A 20,902-nucleotide genomic window follows, 5' to 3' on the forward strand; every position below is an offset into this window, starting at 1 on the left:
TTTTTTTATATGATATTTAAGTTTTCCTTCAGCCATTAAAAATTATTAAAGTAACTTGCTTAGAAACAGTAATTAATTTTTTCTATTAGAAAAAAAAATCCTTAAAATAATTATTTAAAGCAATTAAAAAATAGCTAGTATTATGAAGAATAAATTTTTATTAGTTTTTACTTTTGTATTTTTAATGATGTGCAATCCATTTTTTGGTCAGCAAAAAAACCAACTAAAATTAGAGAAGATTTTTATAAAAAGCGCTGCTAAAGCATTATTAGCCATGGAAAAGGAGGCAATTGATGTAAAGGCAGAAGGAGTAGCAATAGTATGTTTTGTTCCTGGCGATAGCGTTCAGTCTTGGATATCAAAGATGAAAGTTGTAGGTTCTCTATCCGACGAAAAAGCAAATTTGTTAGCAATTGCAAGTGCAAAGGCATCTGAAATGGCTGAAACACTTAAAAATAGCGGTGAAAAAGGCAGAAAACTTAAAACTGGGGAATTCGGTTGGGCAGGAGGTGTTATAGTAAAAGTAAAATCAGGATTTGTTTTAGCATCTTTTTCAGGTGCAAAGACGCAACAAGATATTGCTATTTCAAAAATTGGTCTTACTATGCTCGCTCCTTTTTTTAACTAATTCATTCTTTTTCAAACAACCCAAGAGTACCACCCACCCAATCTTTGTCTTGATTGTATTTTACACCAATCATTTCGCCACGGCTCAGTCGTACCAAATTACTAAGTATAATTGGGTTTTCGTCATCATCCTTCCAAGTACACAACATTCTCACTTCGACCTTTATTTTTTGGTCAGGAGCTTGTAGAATAGGGAGGTAGTGCACTTTTTTTTGTAAAATATAGTTTTCTTTGTCAACTACTGCTTCAATGTCGGCTTTTGTGACATGAAAAATAACTCCTGCTCCAGAGAACGAAAAAAGAGGCTTTAAAACATAGTTCTCTAAATCTTCAGGAATTTGTTCTAAATCACTAAGTAAAATGGTATCAATAAAGTATTTACCTTTTAATAATGGCAGTATAAATTTACTAATCCTAAAAAACCAATTTGGATGACCTGCCCATTCAACATCCAAATCATCAGTGAAGCTAAACTGTAATTTCAAATCGGTACGGGCATCGAGTTCGTCAAATATGACGCGGTTATAAATTCGTTTTACAAGAATTTCTTGTCCGTTCTTATTTTTATAGAATAATTGTTTTCCTTTTTTGATCAGTTCCGTAACACATACAGGGGTAACGCCTAGGTCTCGTTTACAATAATCAAAGTCAATTTTTGTGGGTTGGTTATCAGGTTCTATTTCGAGTAAAATTACATTTTCAGTTGGATGATTATTGCAAATTACATCTCTCAAAATACCAAGATATTCCTCTTGAGATGCACCATTGACATAAGGTGTAAAAGATGCTAAAAAAGGATAAACTTCTTTAAATTTTTCGAATAAATTATTTTGAAAATTAAACAAAGACGGAAATCCTTGAACTTCAATTAACTTAGGAATGGTGTGTCCGTTTTCTTCGCAAATACCAAAATCAACAGCCATAAAATTAGTATGGCTATCTTCATTGGCGACTTTTTTATTATTTTCTAATGATTTATTAGTCAGTTTATTAAATCCGTCTCTCTTAATAAAAGCTATAACATCGTTACAACCTTCTATTAATTGGTCTTTTAATGTTTTCGAAATAAAAAAAGGAGTTTCTGCAATTCTAAATTTGGGTTCACAATCAAAATCACGAGCAATAGCATCCTTAAGATTTTGATAGTTTTCTCCGGAAAATGCCGAGTTGAATTCTTCTCTATATTTCGAAATCATAGTACTTTACATTTATTAAACAGACATTATTTTTTTGTCTTCAGTAAGTCGTTCACGGCTACTTTTAGAAAATTTGGAATGATAGTTTCATTTGTCATGTAGATTTTATCATCATCTAACAAATCTTCCAACATATTTCTGAATTTTCGCTTACCCTTCATTTTTCTTATTTTGTCTTTCGCTTCTTTATTTCGAAGATGAGAAATAAAACTAATTGGATCTGCTTCTGGATGAAATTGGGTACCAACAAAATGGTCTGTAAATCGCACCGCCATGATGGCTCGCTCGTACTGGACTTTGTCTCTCATTTTTTCAAGCGAAAGAATTTTTGCGCCGTATTTTTTAAAAACATTCAGTTTGGGTTGCACTACTTGATAATCTCTCGAATCAATAGTGTAAAAAGGATTGTTTAATCCCTCATATAAAGGGTCATCTTGTCCGTCGACTGTTTTTTTGATTTTCATCACTCCAAATGAGGTGCCTTTTCTTTTAGTGATTTCTGCCAATCCAAAATGTTTGCAGGCCATTTGAAAAGAATGACAAATAAATAAAACATGCTTTTTTTCCTCGTTCTCTTTATTCCAAGCCATCAGCGAATCAATAAATTGGTAGTACTTTGTGTCCCAAATTCCGTCACCTTCCAATGGGTTTCCTGGTCCTCCGGTAGAAATATAAATGTCGTATTTTTCGATTTCGGGTAATTCACATTTGGAGCGCACGTCAAAGATTTCAAATTTCATAACATTCGAAAATTGCATAATGCTATCAATAATGCACCGCATTCCTTGATTAGGATGCCCGTCGTACATATCCAATATAGCCAACCTAATAGTGTTATTCTTGTTCATTCTGTGGTATTTAGTGGAACAAATATAAGAATTTCATCTATAAACCCTTGGTGAATTCTGTAGTGATAAAATCAACTACCTTCTTTAAATCTTTTGTTTCCTCAAATACCGCCAATTGTTTGGCTGCTCCAGTGCCGTTTTTCAGTATTTCATGTACATAATTAATATGATCTCTACTGCCTAATTCATCAACTACCTCGTCAATAAAATCGATTAATTCACGAATTAATACACGTGTTTCTACTTCTTTCTGCAGACCAAAATCTATCATTTCACCTTCGATGCCGTATCTCGAGGCTCTAAATTTATTCTCCTTTATTAATGCTATCCTATAAATATTAAAACTCATATTGTTCAAGTTCATTTTATATAGTTTTGCTACAACTGCTTGTATGATAGCTACGATACACATTGTTTCGTCTGCAGTGAGACACATGTCGCAGATTCGAAATTCAATGGTATCATATACCGGATGCAGTCGCAAATCCCACCAAATTTTCTTGGGATCATCAATGCAGTTTGTTTTAACTAAGGTCTCCAAAAAACCTTCATAAGAACTCAAGCAGTCAAAATATTCGGGTAAACCAGTTCTAGGAAATTTATCAAATACTTTGGTTCGATACGATTTGTAGCCTGTCTGCCTACCTTGCCAAAAGGGGGAATTAGTCGAAAGTGCAAAAATATGGGGCAGAAAATAACAAGCTTGATTCATTATTTTTAGCGCCATTTCCTTGTTTTGAATCCCTATATGGCAGTGTAATCCAAAAATTAAATTGGATCGCGCAGCATCTTGTAGTTCTTTGATAATATTATGGTAGCGAGGATCATCTGTGATTAATTGATCTTGCCAATTTGCAAAGGGATGTGTACCAGCGCCACCTACAATTAATCCTTGATGATCTGCTAATTCAACGATTTTTGAACGTAAAAATTTTATTTCTTTCTCAGCTTCATGTACTGTATTACAAATATTAGTCCCGACTTCGACCGCAGATTGGTGCATTTCGGCTTTTACTTGTTCCTTGAGTAGTATTTTACCACCTTCTACAATTTTTGACAAATGAGATCGTAAGTCTCTAGTCTCAGGATCTATAATTTGATATTCCTCTTCGACACCTATTGTGAAAATGGGTAGTTTTTTCATTTATAGAAGTTTTTGATATAAATTAAATAGTTTGGTGTTTTGGTTGGTTAATAGTAAAATGCTCTTTCATGACGAATCATAAAAGAGAAAAATAAATAGGTTTTGTGTATGCAAAACCTATTTATAATAAAAAATAACAGTTTTTTTATAGTTCAACTGCTCTTAAACGCTGGTTTTTGCTTCAAAGAGTTGAACTTGGCTTTTGAGTCTTTCTATCAGCATATTCATCATTCGTTTGTTCAAACTTGATGAGTTTTGAATATAAAGACTATATTCTTCTGTTGTAAATAAGCCTACAACCATCCCTTTCAAAGCATTTCGATACTTAATATCTTTTTGAATAGCATTTTCGATGGTAGCAGTCTTTTTTTCAATAGATTGCGCATAGAAATCCTTTTTGTACTTGGTGATATAATTTAAAAACGAAGCTACAAAAAGATCGTTTTGTAGTTTTAAAATTGGTCGTAGTACCTGATTTTGAAAATTTTCATCAGTTGACGATTGCGAATTGATACTACCTATAGATTCTCCTCTAAATTCGGTTAAAAATTGGTCTCTTGGGCTCATTTTTTTTCTTTTAAAATTAACGAAAAATACTTTAGCAAATCGTATTTTAGCAATATTAAATAATGATTTATGAGATTTCACACAAGAAAATGGGTCAAGCCGCAAGACCTAAATCCAAACGGCACTTTATTTGGAGGACAACTATTAGCATGGATAGATGAAGAATTGGCTTTGTACGCTATTATTCAATTAGAAAGTCCTAGAGTAGTAACCAAAAGCATGTCTGAAATCAATTTTAGACGATCAGCAAAACAAGGAGATATTATCGAAATCGGAATTGATGTTGTGAAATTTGGCAATACATCGCTCACCTTACAATGTGAAGTGCGAAACATGATGACGCGCGAGACCATTATCACCATAGATACTACAACCATGGTTAATTTGGGCCCCGATGGAAAACCGAAAGCACATGGGAAAACTAAGATTGAATTTGTAAAAGATAGATTGATCGAAAATTAAAAAGTTCTACTAGGTACGATACATATACCTGGTAGAACTTTAATTTTATTTTTCGAAAGAAATTAAGCAGTTGCTAAATATTTTTTTTCAATATAAAAAGTACCGAATGGAACTAAAGAAGCTGCAAGGATGATCCCGAAGGTCTTCCAGTCCCAACGTTGTGCATTTTTGAGTAAAATAGCTAGAGCAATATATCCTATAAACAATACACCATGACTCATACCAATTGGATATAATAAGGTATGATATAGTTCGAAATTGTTAGGTTTTATAAAAAGCATGTTCGAAAATAAAACCAAATAGGATATTCCCTCAAGTATAGCTACAATTTTAAACAGTTTTAACATGGATTGTTTTTTTTAATTTCCAGCAAAAATAAGTAATATCGTTGGTTATTAAAACTTTTAAGAAGCTAATTTAACACTAGGTTTACAATTTAAACAATGAGTAAGAGAGATTTAAAAAAATACTTGTCAGAATTAAATAAGGAACAACTCGAAGAGCAACTTTTGGAGCTGTACGATAAGTTTCCGCCTGTGAAGGTGTATTATAATTTTGTATTCAACCCGAAAGAGGATAGCTTACTGCAGGAAAGTAAATTAAAAATTTCTAATGAATATTTCCCTGTAAAAGTGGGTCGAAGAACCAAACCAAAAATGAGACGATCGGTAGCCCAAAAGTATATTAAACATTTTTTACTGTTAGGGGTCGATCCATTTATTATTGCCGATTTGATGTTATACAATATTGAAATTGCACAAACTTTTTCTACCGAAAACCACATCAAGCAAGAGCTGTTTTTTAAAAGTATGTTGAATTCATATCAGCAACTAGTGCAATATGTGATTGCAAACGGAATTATTACCGATTTTAAAGGCAGAATTAAGGCAATTCATCAGGAAACGGTAGCTCAAAAGTGGAAGAATCATGCCCTTTTTGGTGCAGTTTTGGAGCCTTTTGATTACTAAAACTACTAAATTTCTTATTTATTTAAAGATTCTATTTCTTTTTGTTTAAATATCATGGTTTGCCTGTTTTTTCGACGTATTTTTGCAAAAACTCAATAAACGCATGCTCGAAAATTTTATAGAAGTAGAAAAAGAAGATAAAAAGGAACTTTATGCATATCAACAAGGCGATATTGACGCTATTTTTGAACGCATAGACAATGGACCAAAGCAACATCATTTGTTATACCAATTACCAACGGGTGGAGGTAAAACGGTGATTTTTTCTGAAATTGTTCGTAGATATATTTCTAAGCACCAAAAGAAGGTTGTTGTACTAACTCACAGAATTGAGTTGTGTAAGCAAACATCAAAAATGTTGAAAGGCTTTGGTGTGAAAAATAAAATTATTAACAGTAAAGTTAAGGATCTTCCGGATCAAAACGAATATTCATGTTTCGTGGCGATGGTCGAAACTTTGAAAAACCGTATCAATGACGAAAAGTTACACTTAGACAATATTGGTCTAGTGATTATTGATGAGGCGCATTACAATTCCTTTAGAAAATTATTAAGTTCTTTTAAGAACGCCTTTATTTTGGGGGTAACTGCTACGCCGTTAAGCTCGAATATAAAATTACCAATGCACCAAAGCTATGATGAATTAATTGTAGGAGACACGATCGCCTCTTTAATTGATCAAGGTTTCTTGGCGCGTGCTGTTACCTATAGTTATGATGTGGGATTGACCTCTTTGAAAGTAGGTATAAATGGTGATTATACTGTAAAATCATCAGATGATTTGTATACCAATACGTTGATGCAAGAAAAACTATTGCACGCTTACACAGAGCGATCATTGGGTAAAAAGACATTGATCTTTAACAATGGTATTAATACGTCGCTTTATGTTTATGAAACCTTTAGAGAGGCAGGATATCCCGTGCGTCACCTAGATAATACGAGCAGTAATGAAGAACGTAAAGAAATTTTGCAATGGTTCAAACACACGCCTGATGCTATTTTGTCTTCAGTCGGGATTCTTACCACTGGTTTTGATGAACCAACGGTAGAAACTATTATTTTGAATAGAGCTACCAAGTCTTTGACATTATATTATCAAATGATAGGTCGTGGTTCTCGTAAACTACCATTAAAAGATGAGTTCTCTGTAATTGATTTGGGGAATAACGCTGCGCGTTTTGGATTATGGAGTGAGCCTGTAAACTGGCAACATATCTTTAAATCGCCAGAATTCTATCTAGAAAATCTTAGGGATGACTCTGAAATCGAATTGCATTTTAAATACACTATGCCAGCAGAATTGCGAGCAAAATTTAGTAAAACAGAAGATGTAACATTTGACGTCGATGAAGAACACAAAGCAGCAATAGCACAAAACTTACGTTCGAAAGTAGTTCTTGAAAAATCATTGGATCAGCATGCTGCCATGTGTGTAGATAATACCGAAGAATTGAGAGATGCTAGAATGCTGTCAAAAGAATTGGCTGCCGATATAGAATGCCGTATCAAACGCTACTCAAAATGTTTGAGTCAGTGTAGTAAAAATTACCGTGAGTGGTTGGTAGAAGATTATTCTTTGAAACTAACATTACTTATCGGGAAAAAATACAGAGAAAAAATATTACGTGAATTAGATGAAGAAGAGGACGAAGACGAAGATCAATCGTAAACGTTGCTATTCGAAATTAAATTTACACTTAAAACAATAAAATTCAAATGCCAAAACAATTCTTAGATTTAGGAATTTCAGCACCAATTCTAAAAGCACTTGCCGAATTGAATATTGTTGAACCTACAGAAATTCAACAAAAATCCATTCCGCTACTTTTAAGCAACACTACTGATGTGGTAGGAGTTGCCAAAACAGGTACTGGTAAAACAGCTGCATTTGGATTGCCATTGTTACAACTTATAGATGTCAAAAATACCGCTGTACAAGCGGTAATTTTGGCTCCAACGCGTGAATTAGGACATCAAATTTTTAATAATTTGGAGTCGTTTGCAAAGTATTCAACAGAGATTTCTATAGCGGCAACATGTGGTGGAATTCCGATCAAACCTCAAATGGAACGCTTACAATCTGCTACACATATTGTAGTGGCCACTCCAGGTCGTTTAATTGATTTAATCGAAAGAAAAGCTATCGATTTGTCTCAAACTGCCTTTTTGGTATTGGATGAAGCTGATGAAATGGTGAGTATCTTAAAAGAAAGTCTAGATACTATAGTAGCAGCATTGCCCAAAGTTCACAAGACGATTTTGTTCTCGGCCACAATGCCAGGAACAATCAAGCAGTTGATTCAGAATTATTTGCATAAAAATGTTGTGCAAGTAAGTGCAAGTATGGAAACGGTAGGAAACCAAGGGATAGACCACCAATATATTGTGGTAGATCCGATTGAAAAACTAGACGTCTTAATGCATTTTTTGAATAGCAAAGAAGGAGAAAGAGGAATTATCTTTTGCAAAACTAAAGCAGCGGTAAACAAATTAGCCAAAAACCTAGCGATCAACCGATTTTCTTCAGGAGCAATTCACGGTAGTTTAAGTCAAGGAATTAGAGACCGAATCATGGACCAATTTCGTGAAGGGCATATCAATATATTAGTGGCCACTGATTTGGCAGCTAGAGGTATTGATGTCAAAGAAATATCATATGTGGTAAACTACCATCTTCCTGATGCTTACGAGGCCTACGTGCACCGTAGCGGGCGTACTGCGAGAGCAGGAGCAAAGGGACTTTCATTAACTGTGTTACAACCAGAAGAAGTGAATGAAATTCCTGAATTCGAAAAAGAATTAGGAATTAAGTTTCATCTTTTTCAAAAACCATCAGAAGCTAGTATTGAAGAAAATAATACACTTTTATGGGCCAAACAAATTTTTAAAACCAAACCGAACCACGAAGTAGACCAAAATTTAAAAGCAAAAATTAAAACCATCTTTCATCATCTGACCAAGGATGAATTGGTTGATAAAATTCTAGCGAATTATTTGCTTCAAAACAAAAATACACCAGCAGAAAAACCGGTGAAAAAATTAAAAAAGAACTAAAAAACTAAATTAAATATTAATTAAATCTGTATGGAAATCGTAATTATCGGAGGCGGTTTTGCGGGAATGAATCTCGCAAAAGCACTATTGAATCAAGATGGAGTTCGCGTAACTTTGGTTGATAAAAATAACTATAATTTTTTTCCTCCACTAATCTACCAAGTAGCTACAGCCTACTTGGAGCCTTCTAGTATCAGTTATCCTTTTAGAAAATTTTTTGCAGGTAAAAAAAATCTACAATTTCGCTTAGGCGAATTTCAAGAAGTAATACCTTCAGAAAATAAAGTAATTTTAAGTAATGGCGAATTGTTTTACGACCAACTAATTTTTGCTACTGGTGCAGAAACTAGTTACTTTGGAATGGAAAACGTTAAAAAGAACGCTATTCCAATGAAGACCTTGAACGATGCAATTGTGATGCGTAATACTTTGTTGAAAAACTTAGAAAAAGCAGCCATTACAAAAGATATACGTAAGCGTCGTAAATTACTAACGGTTGTTGTAGCTGGAGGTGGACCAACTGGAGTGGAGATTTCTGGAATGTTTGCCGAAATGCGTAAGAATATCTTCTTGAAAGAATATCCTGAATTAGCAACTACTGCCAGCAATATTTACTTGGTAGATGGTGGTCCGGCATTATTGGCACCAATGAGTAAAAAGTCGCAAGAAGATACTTATAAAGCATTAACCGAATTGGGGGTTGTGGTAAAATTGAACAACAATGTAGTTGACTATGTTGACGATACTGTTCATTTTGCAAATGGTGATACCATCCAAACCAAGAATCTTATCTGGGCAGCTGGTGTAACCGCACGAGAGTTTAAGGGCATTGGGGCTGAATCATATGGACGCGGTAAGCGTTTGAAAACCGATGCTTATAATAAAATTGAAGGTACGCAAAACATTTTTGCGATTGGAGATACTTGTATTCAATTTAATGATCCAAGTTTTGAACATGGACATCCACAAGTGGCACAAGTAGCAATACAACAAGGTATTAATTTGGCCAAAAACTTCAAGTTGAGTATGAACGGTAAAGCGCAAGTACCTTTTATCTACAATGATAAAGGAGCGATGGCTATTATCGGAAAAAATAAAGCAGTTGTTGATTTACCTAAACCAGAAATGCACTTCAAAGGTTTCTTTGCTTGGATCATTTGGTTGTTCATTCACTTGATCTCTTTGATTACTTATCGAAATAAAGTAAAAACCTTTTACAATTGGATGGTTGCTTATTTTTCTAAAGATAATTCATTACGAATGATCATTAGACCTGATAAAAAAGCACCAAAAATTACTACTACAGAATCATAAAACTGTTTTCGTTTATAAAATTAATGCCCTTCTGAATACGTTTCAGAAGGGCATTTTTTATTTAATCGAAAATGTGAAAACCAAAAAAAAACGCTCCGATTAAATCGGAACGTTTTTGATCTTTTCAAAAAAGTAATAATTGTACTTTGTGGGTACTAGTTATTTACCTTGTTGTTTTTTCATTTCTTTTTCGATCATATCGTAGAATTGATCAATTTTTGGTAAAATTACGATACGAGTTCTACGGTTACGAGCTCTGTTTTCAGCAGTATCGTTTGATACTAAAGGAATGTAAGAACTTCTACCTGCTGCAATTAATTGTTCTGGTTTAACACCCAATTGGTTTGTTAAAACACGGATAATTGAAGTAGAACGTTTAACACTCAAATCCCAGTTGTCAAGTAATACACCACTACCTACATAAGGTACGCTATCAGTGTGTCCTTCTACCATACATTCAAAGTCTGGTTTGTCATTTACCACTTTAGCAACTTTAGCCAAAACACCTTTTGCTTTGTCAGTTACGTCATAGCTACCACTTTTAAATAATAATTTATCAGCAATTGAGATGAAAACAACTCCTTTTTCAACGTTGATTTCGATATCTGGATCAGAGATTCCAACTGAGCTTTTCAAGCTAGATACCAATGCAAGAGTAACACTGTCTTTTCTTGTCATTGCATCTTGCAATCTTGTAATTCTTAAATCTTTCTCTTTTAAGCTTTCCAAAGATTTCTCTAAGTTTTCAGCTCCTTTAGATGTTAACATTGTTAAGTTTTTAGAGGTTGTCATCAACGTTTCGTTGTGATCTCTTAATCCCTCAACTCTTGCAGTAAGACCTGCTTTTTCTTCTAAACAACTGTTTAATTTTACAGTAGCAGAATTCAATAAATCTTGAGTTTCTTTATTTCTAGCTTCAAGATCTTGGTATTTCTTTTTAGATACGCAAGATGTCAAAAGTGTAAGTACGGATAGTGCGACTACGATTTTTTTCATAAAATTGATTAATTAGGTTCGAATACAAATTTAGTTTTTATAGTTCATAAGTTCTCTATAAAACAGTGTTAAAATTAGTTAACAAATATCTTGCCACCTTGTACGTAGTACTTGTAAACAATGGACTTTTCTTTGTAATAGTGTAATTGTTGCTTTGTGGTTCGTTTGTTGTAATTACTTAAAAATGAACCGTAAAAGCTAAAATGAGCACGTAATATTGCCCAAAAATGTTTCCATTTTCCTTCTGAAATAAATTTAAAACCAGCTATTCCGTCTAATATCATTCTAGAGAGAATAATAGGGAAAAGCGATCTAGTGGGTAAGTTTTTAACTAACATAAACAATGAATTTCTAAAATTCAAGTATGTTTTCTTTGGATTTCCTTGGTCTAAAGTTGCACCGCCTACATGATAAACGGTAGAATAAGGGGTATATTTAATTTTGTATCCTTGGTTTAATATGCGCCAGCACAAATCAATTTCCTCTTGATGGGCAAAAAAATCATTATCAAACCCTTTTAAATCCTTATAAACATTTGATCGAATAAAAAAACAAGCCCCAGAGGCCCAAAAAATTTCTTTCTCGTCATTGTATTGCCCTTTGTCTTTCTCGATTGTGTCAAAAATGCGACCTCTACAATATGGGAATCCATATTTATCAATAAAACCTCCTGCAGCTCCTGCGTACTCAAAATTTGCTTTAATTTTGAAGTCTAAAATTTTGGGTTGCAAAACAGCCGTGTTAGGTTCTTTTTCGAAAGTTGTAATGATGGGCACCAACCAATTTTCGGTAACTTCAATATCAGAATTGACCAAAGCATAGACATCGGCGTCGATATGTAGTAGCGCTTCGTTATAGCCTTGCGCAAAACCATAATTCTCTTTGTTCTTGACAATTTGTACCGTTGGAAAATGCTCCTTAATATAAGGTATAGAATTATCCGTTGATGCATTGTCTGCTACATATATAGTAGCTTCCGGTGAATATTGTATCACCGAAGGTAAAAATTGTTTAAGTAAAGCTACTCCGTTCCAGTTGAGTATGACGACTGCTATTTTCATTAATTTGTTGCGTATTGAGGTAAGTCAGGCATGAAATCATATTTTTCGTTTTCATAATCCATTTGACAAAAGTAGTGATTCAAACCGTTGGTTACCATTAAATATTCGGCATCCATGGTGAGGTTGTATCTTGCAATTTGGTCAAAGACGCCTTGCGTAATTTTTACTTCGGGTGCTTTGCATTCGACCAAAATATAAATACTACCATCAGAATTGTAGACTACAGCATCATATCTTTTTCTTAATCCGTTTACTTTTAATACTTTTTCGACGTTGATTAAGGATTTCGGAATGTTTTTTTCTTCTAGTAAAAAACGAACCACATGTTGACGAACCCATTCTTCTGGTGTGAGAATGATGAATTTTTTCCTGATTTCATCAAAGATAGACACTTTATTTTCGCTATTTTTGAATCGAAATTGATAAGTTGGGAATTGTAGCTTTTGCATTCGGCAAAAATACAAAATAGTTCCAGCTTTAAAGTTTAAAGTTCCAAGTTGTTTGATGATAGTAGTAATTGTAACCTAGTAATTGGTTGGTTATGTTAGCAAATAGGGGACAGGAGGATTTAAATAGTTTGATGTATTTAAAGTAAGAATAGAATATCTAGTTGCTCGCTTCGGGGCGCTCAATGGACAATTGTTTTTTGGAATGAATTTTGAAATAGAAAAGGTAAATGGACGAGGTAATAAAAATTGTTAATGATATCAAGGCGGGAAATATAAAACCGATTTATTTTTTGATGGGCGAGGAGGCTTATTATATTGATAAATTATCGGATTATATTGAGGACACGATTTTGACTGAGGAAGAAAAAGGGTTTAATCAAACCGTTTTGTATGGTCGAGACGTAACTATTGAAGATATTGTATCAACCGCAAAACGCTACCCAATGATGGCTGATAGACAAGTCGTAATTGTTAAGGAAGCGCAGGAATTGAGTCGTACCATTGATAAAATCGAAGCTTATGCCGAAAATCCGATGCCATCGACTGTGCTTGTGTTTGCTTACAAGTACAAAACACTAGATAAACGTAAAAAAGTCACCAAAACATTGGCTAAAAATGGCTTAGTTTTCGAAAGCAAAAAGTTGTACGAGAATCAAGTAGGTGATTGGATAAAGCGTGTTTTGGCTGGTAAAAAATATGCAATTGAGCCCAAAGCGGCCGCTATGCTAGTGGAATTTCTAGGTACAGATTTGAGTAAAATTAATAATGAACTAGAAAAGCTAAAGGTGGTTTTGCCTAAAGGAAGCACAATTACAGCACATGATATTGAAGAAAATATCGGTTTTAGTAAAGATTTTAATGTTTTTGAATTGCGTAAAGCAATAGGGGAACGCAACCAACTGAAAGCGTATAAAATTGCGGAGAATTTTGCCCAGAATCCAAAAGATAACCCAATGGTGATGACCACTGGATTGGTCTTTGGTTTTTTTATACAACTTTTAAAATACCATGGTACAAAAGACAAAAATCCTAAGGTAGTTGCAGGTGTAATTGGTGTCAATCCGTTTTTCATGAAAGAATATGACGTGGCCCTGAAAAATTATCCTATGCGAAAAGTAAGTCAAATTATAGCTTCGTTACGAGAAATCGACGTTAAAAGTAAGGGTGTGGGCGCAAATGCACTCTCAAACGGTGATTTGTTGAAAGAAATGCTGTATAAGATTTTTAATTAGGGGCAAAAAACACCGATATTTGTTGATGCAAAAATAACATTCGAATTATGTCAATGAATAAAAATACAATTTTGGGATGGGCCACTTTTATAATGCTATTGATGGGACTCTTATTAATAGGATTAGGTGCATTCAAATATAATCAAGTAGCAGGTTGGGGGTTTGCAGCTGTTGGAGTTGGTTTTTTGGCTATTTCATGGGTGTTTAATTCATTGAAAGGGAGACTTTGATTTGAATTTATAAAATAAGTTAGACATGAATTACATTTATTAGCTCGATTTATTCTTTATAAATCTGTAGAAATTTGCGTAATTTGTGGTACAGAAAAAAAGTAAAAAATAAAAATATAACATAATTATGTCAGACGATAAGAAAGTAATTTTCTCAATGTCAAAATTGAGTAAGACCTACACGGGAGCAGATAAACCTGTTCTTAAAAATATCTATTTGAGTTTCTTTTACGGAGCTAAAATTGGTATTCTTGGTTTGAATGGTTCTGGTAAATCTTCTTTGTTGAAGATTATTGCTGGAGTAGATAAAAATTATCAAGGTGATATTGTTTTTGCACCAGGATACACTGTTGGGTATTTGGAACAAGAACCAGCATTGGATGATAGCAAAACGGTAATCGAAATTGTTCGTGAAGGTGTTGCTGAAACCATGGAAGTTTTGGAAGAGTACAATAAAATCAATGATCTATTTGGTCTTGAAGAGAACTACTCTGATCCAGACAAAATGGACAAGTTAATGGATCGTCAAGCTTCACTGCAAGATAAAATCGATGCTCTAGGTGCTTGGGAAATTGATACTAAACTTGAAATTGCAATGGATGCTTTGCGTACGCCAGACGGAGATACGCCAATCAAAAACCTATCTGGAGGAGAGCGTCGTCGTGTAGCTTTATGTCGTTTGTTGTTGAAACAACCTGATGTATTGTTATTGGATGAGCCTACCAACCACTTGGATGCTGAGTCTGTTTTATGGTTAGAGCAACACCTTGCACAATATGCAGGAACGGTTATCGCGGTAACACACGATAGATACTTCTTAGATAATGTAGCAGGTTGGATTTTGGAATTGGATAGAGGAGAAGGTATTCCTTGGAAAGGGAATTATTCTTCTTGGTTGGATCAAAAATCAAGCAGAATGGCATTGGAGGAAAAAGTAGCTTCAAAACGTCGTAAGAATTTAGAGCGTGAGTTGGACTGGGTTCGTCAAGGTGCGAAAGGACGTCAAACAAAACAAAAAGCACGTTTACAGAACTACGATAAATTATTGAACGAAGATCAAAAAGAGCTAGACGAGAAATTAGAGATTTACATTCCGAATGGTCCACGTTTGGGTACGAATGTAATTGAAGCTAAAGGAGTTGCGAAAGCTTTTGGAGATAAATTATTATACGACAATTTGAACTTTACCTTGCCACAAGCAGGAATTGTTGGAATCATCGGGCCAAACGGTGCGGGTAAATCAACAATCTTCCGCATGATTATGGGTGAACAAGAAACAGATAGCGGTGAGTTTACGGTTGGAGAAACTGTTAAAATTGCTTATGTCGATCAAGCGCACTCTAATATTGATCCAAATAAATCAATTTGGGAAAACTTCTGTGATGGTCAAGAATTGATCATGATGGGCGGACGCCAAGTAAATTCTAGAGCTTATTTGAGCCGTTTTAACTTTGGTGGAAGCGATCAAAACAAAAAAGTAGCGACACTTTCTGGTGGTGAGCGTAACCGTTTGCACCTTGCAATGACTTTGAAAGAAGAAGGTAACGTATTGTTACTCGATGAGCCAACCAATGATTTGGATGTAAATACTTTACGTGCACTTGAGGAAGGTTTGGAGCAGTTTGCGGGTTGTGCAGTAGTAATCTCTCACGACAGATGGTTCTTGGATAGGATTTGTACGCATATCTTAGCTTTTGAAGGGGAGTCTGAAGTGTATTACTTTGAAGGTGGATTCTCTGAATATGAAGAAAATAAGAAAAAACGTTTAGGTGGAGATTTGACTCCAAAACGTTTGAAATACAAAAAACTGATCAGAGGATAATAGCTCTGAATCTTAATAAAACTGAAAAGGATAGTTCGAGAGAGCTATCCTTTTTTTTTGCTATTTTTTGCAGTCGATGCTCGAAGTTACTAGGTGTTAAAAGACTTAGCTTTGGAATCGGTTGTAGTCCAAGCTTATTATTGTGCTGCTTTTAGAGTAGTTTCCCATGCTCTTGGAAATAATTTTCTAAATGTAATTACAAAAAACAGTATCAACATTTAGATAATAATAATTATTATTTACAAAAAAAACTTAGAAGCTCAGCCTCTTAGCACCTAGAAACTTACTAGATTACTTCTTCTTTTTATCACCACTCATTAATAAAAAGATGGCGGCTATTAATCCGATGATTACCAATCCAAAAACAAAGACGATGATGATTGATCCGTTATCCCAATTGACAAGTATTGCGTTTTTCATATTTTTTTATTTAGTACAGCAAAGTTAAAAAACAGATTTTTCTACAACTATGACATTTATCAGGTATTATAAAACCTAAAAAAAGCCCAGTCATTGCAGTGCAACAGCTGAGCTTTCTCCTCAATAAATAATAATCTACTAAAAATACAATTATTGAATATCTAAAAATATTCCGCCTGTATACGTTGGGGCGGCATATGTTATTTTTCCGGACAGGATATCAGTATAGTTCACAGATACTCCAAATTTACTTGAGATATAATACGCCACTTCAATTCCCAAATTGGTAAACTCTACATTATTGGCAAAAATACCTTGCCCAGTTTCATTATTGAAAGTACCATTATTAAGAGAACGCACATTACTGAATTTTGTTGCAACAAAAAATTTATTAGCAATTTTAGTTCCAACTTCGGCTCCAAAATGAAACTCATCCGAGAATCCTTTTGTACGATTGTTAAACCCAGAATAGAGTTTTCCGTATAAATTTTGATTGCTAATCTTAAACGGAATACCTAAGTCGATTTGTAGTAATTGATTGAATTCTCCATCTCCAGTTTGGAGGCTTCCGTCAGATCCACCTTGACTTTTTCCAGTAGGTAAACCGAATTTTAAAGTAGCTGAAACTACCAAATGATCATTTTTTAAGAGTCCGTAACGCAATCCTAAATCAATATCTCCAATAGAATTCACAGCTTCACCATTTGCTAAAACTGAACCTGTTAGTCCAGAAACTTGTTTGTTTTGATACACACGGGCAAGTAGGGGCACGTAGGCAATCGCATCAATCCTATCGGTTAATCCGTATTCTGCGTAGGCGCTTACAATAAAATTCCCTCGGGTAACATTGGGATCTTTTTGTTTGCTACTCGTGAAATGTTCATCAGCAATAAGCGAACTTGCTGATAATTTGTAATACCCGTTTGATTTGCCTTTGGTCCATTGTCCATAAGAGAATTGGGATAGTATAATAAATAGGAAGGATAGTTTTATAATTTTTTGCATCTTGATGAAGTTTATTTGTTTTTAATTTCGGCTTGTCCAACTTTGATTCTAAAGGGTTCACACCAATGTGTTAGGTAGCCAAAATCATTTATTCCCACTCCAATTACATCAATAGAATGTATTCCTTTATATATTACACCATCTGAATCTCCTTGGGAGTCAATTTTTAATGCTCCACTAATACTATTTGGATTATTGGTAAGATACATTGCAAAGCCGGGTAGCGTTTGATCGGCTACATAATTACTGGCAAATGTGATTCTAATTCCGTTTGCAATTGCTACAATTTCAAAATCACCCGCAGAAGCATAGGAGCTAGTTTTTGTAATTGTTCCCACTTTTGCAGTGCTATTTGTAGGCATGGTACCACCTGGATTCACGGTAACTGCATTAACTGTAACTGTAGTTTCTTTTGTTGTCGTTACACCTGCATATAGTGTAGATACCGTGATAACGGCAGTACCTAAGGCTTTCCCTGTGATTATCTTGTTTGCATTATCTACTTCAACTGTAGCAGGATTAGAACTTTTTAGGTCGAAAGCAACGGTTTGTCTCATTCCTAAATTATCAAAAAAGAATGCATCTAGAGCAACTTGATCATTAACTTTAAAATTCGAAAAAGAATTATTTATTCTAATAGAAGCATCGATCTCGTCATTTACAATATCCTCTTGAATGCAAGAGCTAAATCCCACTATAATAAATAGGAGTAAAAAAGGCTGATAGATTTTCATGGTTATAAGGTTTTGGGTTTATATAATTGAAGAGTCGTTGTAAAAGTGAGAACCTGACACATTATTTACGATCTTTTTTGTCAAATGGTTTTTAAGATCATATAATAAGGTAGAAAGTAGTAGGGTTATTTAATAAGTTACTGTTATGTAAATCAGTGATTTGGCTAGTTTTGAATGCGTTTAATTTCTTTTCTGATTGTTTTTGATACTTTAAATAGTGATTATCAGAAGTTTATTTTGTAATTAAGTAAAAAAGAGTTAATTTTGCACACCTTTTGGTGAATAAGAGTTTCCTTTAGGTATCAATTAATTATACAAACAACTTCTGTTGTTTTCTATCACATTAAGAAGCTCGAGAGAATACAGAATACAAATTTTTAATCAGCATGTCTGAACAAATCCAATCACAAGAAGAGTTTTTAGCAAATTTTAACTGGCACAATTTCGAAGAAGGTATTGATGTAGTTGACGATCAGCACTTAAAAGAATTCGAAGAATTAGTAACTAAAACTTTTATCGCTACTGACCAAGAAGAAGTAGTTGATGGTACCGTAGTTAGAATTACAGATAGAGACGTAATCGTTGATATCAATGCTAAGTCTGAAGGTGTAATCTCTTTAAACGAATTCCGTTACAACCCAGCTTTAAAAGTTGGTGATACTGTAGAAGTATTAATTGACATCCGTGAGGATAAAACAGGTCAATTGGTATTGTCTCACAGAAAAGCACGTACTATCAAATCATGGGATAGAGTTATCGCTGCAAACGAAACAGGTGAAATCGTTAATGGTTTTGTAAAATGCAGAACTAAAGGTGGTATGATCGTTGACGTTTTCGGAATCGAAGCTTTCTTACCAGGATCTCAAATTGATGTTAAACCAATTAGAGATTACGATGTTTACGTAAACAAAACAATGGAATTCAAAGTTGTGAAAATCAACCACGAATTTAAAAACGTTGTTGTATCTCACAAAGCGCTTATTGAAGCGGATATTGAAGTACAGAAAAAAGAAATTATCGGTCAATTACAAAAAGGACAAGTATTAGAAGGTGTTGTTAAAAACATTACTTCTTATGGTGTCTTTATTGACTTAGGTGGAGTAGATGGATTGATTCACATTACTGACCTTTCTTGGTCTAGAATCAACCACCCATCTGAAGTTCTTGAATTAGATCAAAAATTAAATGTTGTAATCCTTGATTTCGATGATGAGAAAACAAGAATTCAATTAGGATTGAAACAATTAAACGCTCACCCATGGGATGCATTAGATGCTAACTTGGCTATTGGAGATAAAGTTAAAGGAAAAGTAGTTGTTATTGCTGATTACGGAGCTTTCATCGAAGTTGCTGAAGGTGTTGAAGGTTTAATCCACGTTTCTGAAATGTCATGGTCTACTCATTTACGTTCTGCTCAAGATTTCGTAAAAGTAGGTGATGTTGTTGAAGCTGTTATCTTAACATTAGATAGAGATGACCGTAAAATGTCATTAGGTATCAAACAATTATCTCAAGATCCTTGGACTGATATTACTTCTAAATACCCTGTAGGTTCTAAACATTCAGGTATCGTTAGAAACTTTACAAACTTTGGTATCTTCGTAGAACTTGAAGAAGGAATTGATGGATTAATTTACATCTCTGACTTATCTTGGACTAAGAAAATCAAACACCCATCTGAATTCGTTAACGTTGGTGAAAAACTTGACGTTGTTGTATTAGAATTAGATGTTGATGGACGTAAATTATCTTTAGGTCACAAACAAACTACTCCTAATCCATGGGATCAGTACGAAGATTCATTCGCTGTTGGAACTATCCACAACGGAGAGATCTCTGAGATCGTTGACAAAGGAGCTACTGTAGAATTCGGAGAAGATATCGTTGCTTTCATTCCTACTCGTCACCTTGAAAAAGAAGATGGTAAGAAATTGAAAAAAGGAGAATCTGCTGATTTCAAAGTAATCGAATTCAACAAAGAATTTAAAAGAGTTGTTGCATCTCACACTGCTATCTTCCGTGAAGAAGAAGAGAAAAATGTGAAAGCTAACAATGATAACAATTCTTCAGCTTCAAGCTCAACTAATGCACCTGCATCTACTTTAGGAGATAGCAATGATGTATTAGCTGCATTGAAAGCTAAAATGGAAAAATCAGAGAAAAAATAATTCTCATTTTCTAATATTAGAAAGCCTCACAGCAATGTGAGGCTTTTTTTTGTTGTTATTTCTGATAAAATCTATATATTTGAATCTAATTGTAAATTTATAAAAATGGAAGAAACTACTTTTCAAGAAGATGGCAGATTGTATTTAGGCCAAGAGGCACAAGGATTTTTAAAAGAAACAGCTAAGTGGGCTTACTTCTTATCCATATTGGGTTTTATCGGAATAGCATTTATTGTGATAATTGCATTATTTATAGGTACTATTTTTTCTACCTTAAACAGTATGAGTGGGAATTCGAATCCAATTATGGGAATTGGAACGGGAGTAATTACAGGTTTATATTTAGTACTTGCTGTATTGTATTTTTTCCCTGTTTTCTATTTGTTTCAGTTTTCATCTAAAATGAAAAAAGCTTTTAAAGAAAACGATAATGATTTGATTAGTTCTTCTTTTGAATACTTAAAATCACATTACAAATTTATTGGGATTATGGGGCTTGTATTAGTAGTAATTTATTCTGTAATAATTTTATTTTCTATAATTGCAGGTGGAATAGCGGCATTTAATTAATAAAATATAAAAGTGCTTTCAGTCTACTATTT

22 protein-coding genes are annotated in these 20,902 nt (G+C 34.0%); 11 read left to right on the forward strand and 11 right to left on the reverse strand.

Features of this window, described 5'->3' with window-relative positions; translation table 11 throughout:
• Nucleotides 1–142 precede the first annotated feature (142 nt).
• Nucleotides 143–628 carry a hypothetical protein gene (locus tag FFWV33_RS13490; protein ID WP_108741395.1) on the forward strand — a complete coding sequence of 162 codons (486 nt, stop codon included), beginning with the start codon at nt 143–145 and terminating at the stop codon, nt 626–628.
• A gap of 1 nt (nt 629) precedes the next feature.
• Here the strand turns inward: FFWV33_RS13490 and FFWV33_RS13495 are convergent, their stop codons facing one another.
• From FFWV33_RS13495 to FFWV33_RS13510, 4 genes are all read right to left on the reverse strand, one after another.
• Entirely contained in the window at nt 630–1,823 is a 1,194-nt protein-coding gene (locus FFWV33_RS13495) for an ATP-grasp domain-containing protein (RefSeq protein ID WP_108741396.1), read from the reverse strand.
• A gap of 26 nt (nt 1,824–1,849) precedes the next feature.
• Nucleotides 1,850–2,671: a type 1 glutamine amidotransferase gene (locus tag FFWV33_RS13500; RefSeq protein WP_108741397.1), complete on the reverse strand. Its 822-nt coding sequence runs from the start codon at nt 2,669–2,671 to the stop codon at nt 1,850–1,852.
• Between the two features lie 37 nt (nt 2,672–2,708).
• Nucleotides 2,709–3,815: a carboxylate-amine ligase gene (locus FFWV33_RS13505; protein ID WP_108741398.1), complete on the reverse strand. Its 1,107-nt coding sequence runs from the start codon at nt 3,813–3,815 to the stop codon at nt 2,709–2,711.
• A gap of 162 nt (nt 3,816–3,977) precedes the next feature.
• The gene (locus FFWV33_RS13510; protein WP_108741399.1) at nt 3,978–4,382 is read right to left on the reverse strand and encodes a glyoxalase; all 405 of its coding nucleotides are present in this window, start codon (nt 4,380–4,382) and stop codon (nt 3,978–3,980) included.
• 69 nt (nt 4,383–4,451) lie between these two features.
• On the opposite strand from FFWV33_RS13510, the gene FFWV33_RS13515 reads away from it, so the two are divergent.
• Entirely contained in the window at nt 4,452–4,844 is a 393-nt protein-coding gene (locus FFWV33_RS13515; RefSeq protein ID WP_108741400.1) for an acyl-CoA thioesterase, read from the forward strand.
• 62 nt (nt 4,845–4,906) lie between these two features.
• Here FFWV33_RS13515 and FFWV33_RS13520 read toward each other — a convergent pair whose 3' ends face one another.
• Nucleotides 4,907–5,191 (reverse strand): DUF3817 domain-containing protein, encoded by a 285-nt coding sequence (locus tag FFWV33_RS13520; protein WP_108741401.1) that lies wholly within the window; start codon nt 5,189–5,191, stop codon nt 4,907–4,909.
• Between the two features lie 96 nt (nt 5,192–5,287).
• On the opposite strand from FFWV33_RS13520, the gene FFWV33_RS13525 reads away from it, so the two are divergent.
• The 4 genes from FFWV33_RS13525 (at nt 5,288) to FFWV33_RS13540 (ending at nt 10,183) form a co-directional block, all read left to right on the forward strand.
• Nucleotides 5,288–5,812: a DUF6155 family protein gene (locus tag FFWV33_RS13525; RefSeq protein ID WP_108741402.1), complete on the forward strand. Its 525-nt coding sequence runs from the start codon at nt 5,288–5,290 to the stop codon at nt 5,810–5,812.
• A 103-nt stretch (nt 5,813–5,915) separates the two neighbouring features.
• Complete coding sequence (locus FFWV33_RS13530) at nt 5,916–7,484, forward strand: DEAD/DEAH box helicase (RefSeq protein ID WP_108741403.1); 1,569 nt, start codon at nt 5,916–5,918, stop codon at nt 7,482–7,484.
• 47 nt (nt 7,485–7,531) lie between these two features.
• Complete coding sequence (locus FFWV33_RS13535) at nt 7,532–8,869, forward strand: DEAD/DEAH box helicase (protein ID WP_108741404.1); 1,338 nt, start codon at nt 7,532–7,534, stop codon at nt 8,867–8,869.
• 30 nt (nt 8,870–8,899) lie between these two features.
• Entirely contained in the window at nt 8,900–10,183 is a 1,284-nt protein-coding gene (locus tag FFWV33_RS13540) for an NAD(P)/FAD-dependent oxidoreductase (protein ID WP_108741405.1), read from the forward strand.
• 159 nt (nt 10,184–10,342) lie between these two features.
• Here the strand turns inward: FFWV33_RS13540 and FFWV33_RS13545 are convergent, their stop codons facing one another.
• The 3 genes from FFWV33_RS13545 to FFWV33_RS13555 form a co-directional block, all read right to left on the reverse strand.
• The gene (locus FFWV33_RS13545; RefSeq protein ID WP_108741406.1) at nt 10,343–11,179 is read right to left on the reverse strand and encodes an OmpA/MotB family protein; all 837 of its coding nucleotides are present in this window, start codon (nt 11,177–11,179) and stop codon (nt 10,343–10,345) included.
• A 74-nt stretch (nt 11,180–11,253) separates the two neighbouring features.
• Nucleotides 11,254–12,240 carry a glycosyltransferase family 2 protein gene (locus FFWV33_RS13550; RefSeq protein ID WP_108741407.1) on the reverse strand — a complete coding sequence of 329 codons (987 nt, stop codon included), beginning with the start codon at nt 12,238–12,240 and terminating at the stop codon, nt 11,254–11,256.
• Nucleotides 12,240–12,689: a type I restriction enzyme HsdR N-terminal domain-containing protein gene (locus FFWV33_RS13555; protein WP_108741408.1), complete on the reverse strand. Its 450-nt coding sequence runs from the start codon at nt 12,687–12,689 to the stop codon at nt 12,240–12,242. Before FFWV33_RS13555 ends, FFWV33_RS13550 begins: the two co-directional genes overlap by 1 nt.
• 227 nt (nt 12,690–12,916) lie before the next feature.
• Here FFWV33_RS13555 and holA point away from each other — a divergent pair, with 227 nt between their 5' ends.
• The 3 genes from holA to ettA all read left to right on the forward strand — a co-directional run bounded on the left by holA (nt 12,917) and on the right by ettA (nt 15,973).
• On the forward strand, nt 12,917–13,921 hold the full coding sequence (holA, locus tag FFWV33_RS13560; protein WP_108741409.1) for a DNA polymerase III subunit delta: 1,005 nt from the start codon (nt 12,917–12,919) through the stop codon (nt 13,919–13,921).
• A gap of 53 nt (nt 13,922–13,974) precedes the next feature.
• Complete coding sequence (locus tag FFWV33_RS13565) at nt 13,975–14,151, forward strand: CAL67264 family membrane protein (protein ID WP_108741410.1); 177 nt, start codon at nt 13,975–13,977, stop codon at nt 14,149–14,151.
• 127 nt (nt 14,152–14,278) lie between these two features.
• Nucleotides 14,279–15,973 carry an energy-dependent translational throttle protein EttA gene (gene ettA, locus FFWV33_RS13570; protein ID WP_108741411.1) on the forward strand — a complete coding sequence of 565 codons (1,695 nt, stop codon included), beginning with the start codon at nt 14,279–14,281 and terminating at the stop codon, nt 15,971–15,973.
• Nucleotides 15,974–16,264: 291 nt separating this feature from the next.
• Here ettA and FFWV33_RS19670 read toward each other — a convergent pair whose 3' ends face one another.
• From FFWV33_RS19670 to FFWV33_RS13580, 3 genes are all read right to left on the reverse strand, one after another.
• A complete protein-coding gene (locus FFWV33_RS19670; protein WP_281261788.1) occupies nt 16,265–16,393 on the reverse strand; it encodes a hypothetical protein in 129 nt (42 codons plus the stop codon).
• A 150-nt stretch (nt 16,394–16,543) separates the two neighbouring features.
• A complete protein-coding gene (locus FFWV33_RS13575; RefSeq protein WP_108741412.1) occupies nt 16,544–17,398 on the reverse strand; it encodes a hypothetical protein in 855 nt (284 codons plus the stop codon).
• Nucleotides 17,399–17,409: 11 nt separating this feature from the next.
• The gene (locus tag FFWV33_RS13580; RefSeq protein ID WP_159086026.1) at nt 17,410–18,132 is read right to left on the reverse strand and encodes a hypothetical protein; all 723 of its coding nucleotides are present in this window, start codon (nt 18,130–18,132) and stop codon (nt 17,410–17,412) included.
• A 386-nt stretch (nt 18,133–18,518) separates the two neighbouring features.
• Here FFWV33_RS13580 and rpsA point away from each other — a divergent pair, with 386 nt between their 5' ends.
• Both rpsA and FFWV33_RS13590 read left to right on the forward strand, forming a co-directional pair.
• Nucleotides 18,519–20,300, forward strand: coding sequence for a 30S ribosomal protein S1 (rpsA, locus tag FFWV33_RS13585; protein WP_108741414.1), 1,782 nt, complete (start codon nt 18,519–18,521; stop codon nt 20,298–20,300).
• Between the two features lie 105 nt (nt 20,301–20,405).
• Nucleotides 20,406–20,870 (forward strand): DUF5362 family protein, encoded by a 465-nt coding sequence (locus FFWV33_RS13590; RefSeq protein ID WP_108741415.1) that lies wholly within the window; start codon nt 20,406–20,408, stop codon nt 20,868–20,870.
• The last annotated feature ends 32 nt before the right edge of the window (nt 20,871–20,902 follow it).

The sequence above is a fragment of the Flavobacterium faecale genome (assembly GCF_003076455.1).
GTDB classification, from domain to species: Bacteria; Bacteroidota; Bacteroidia; order Flavobacteriales; family Flavobacteriaceae; genus Flavobacterium; species Flavobacterium faecale.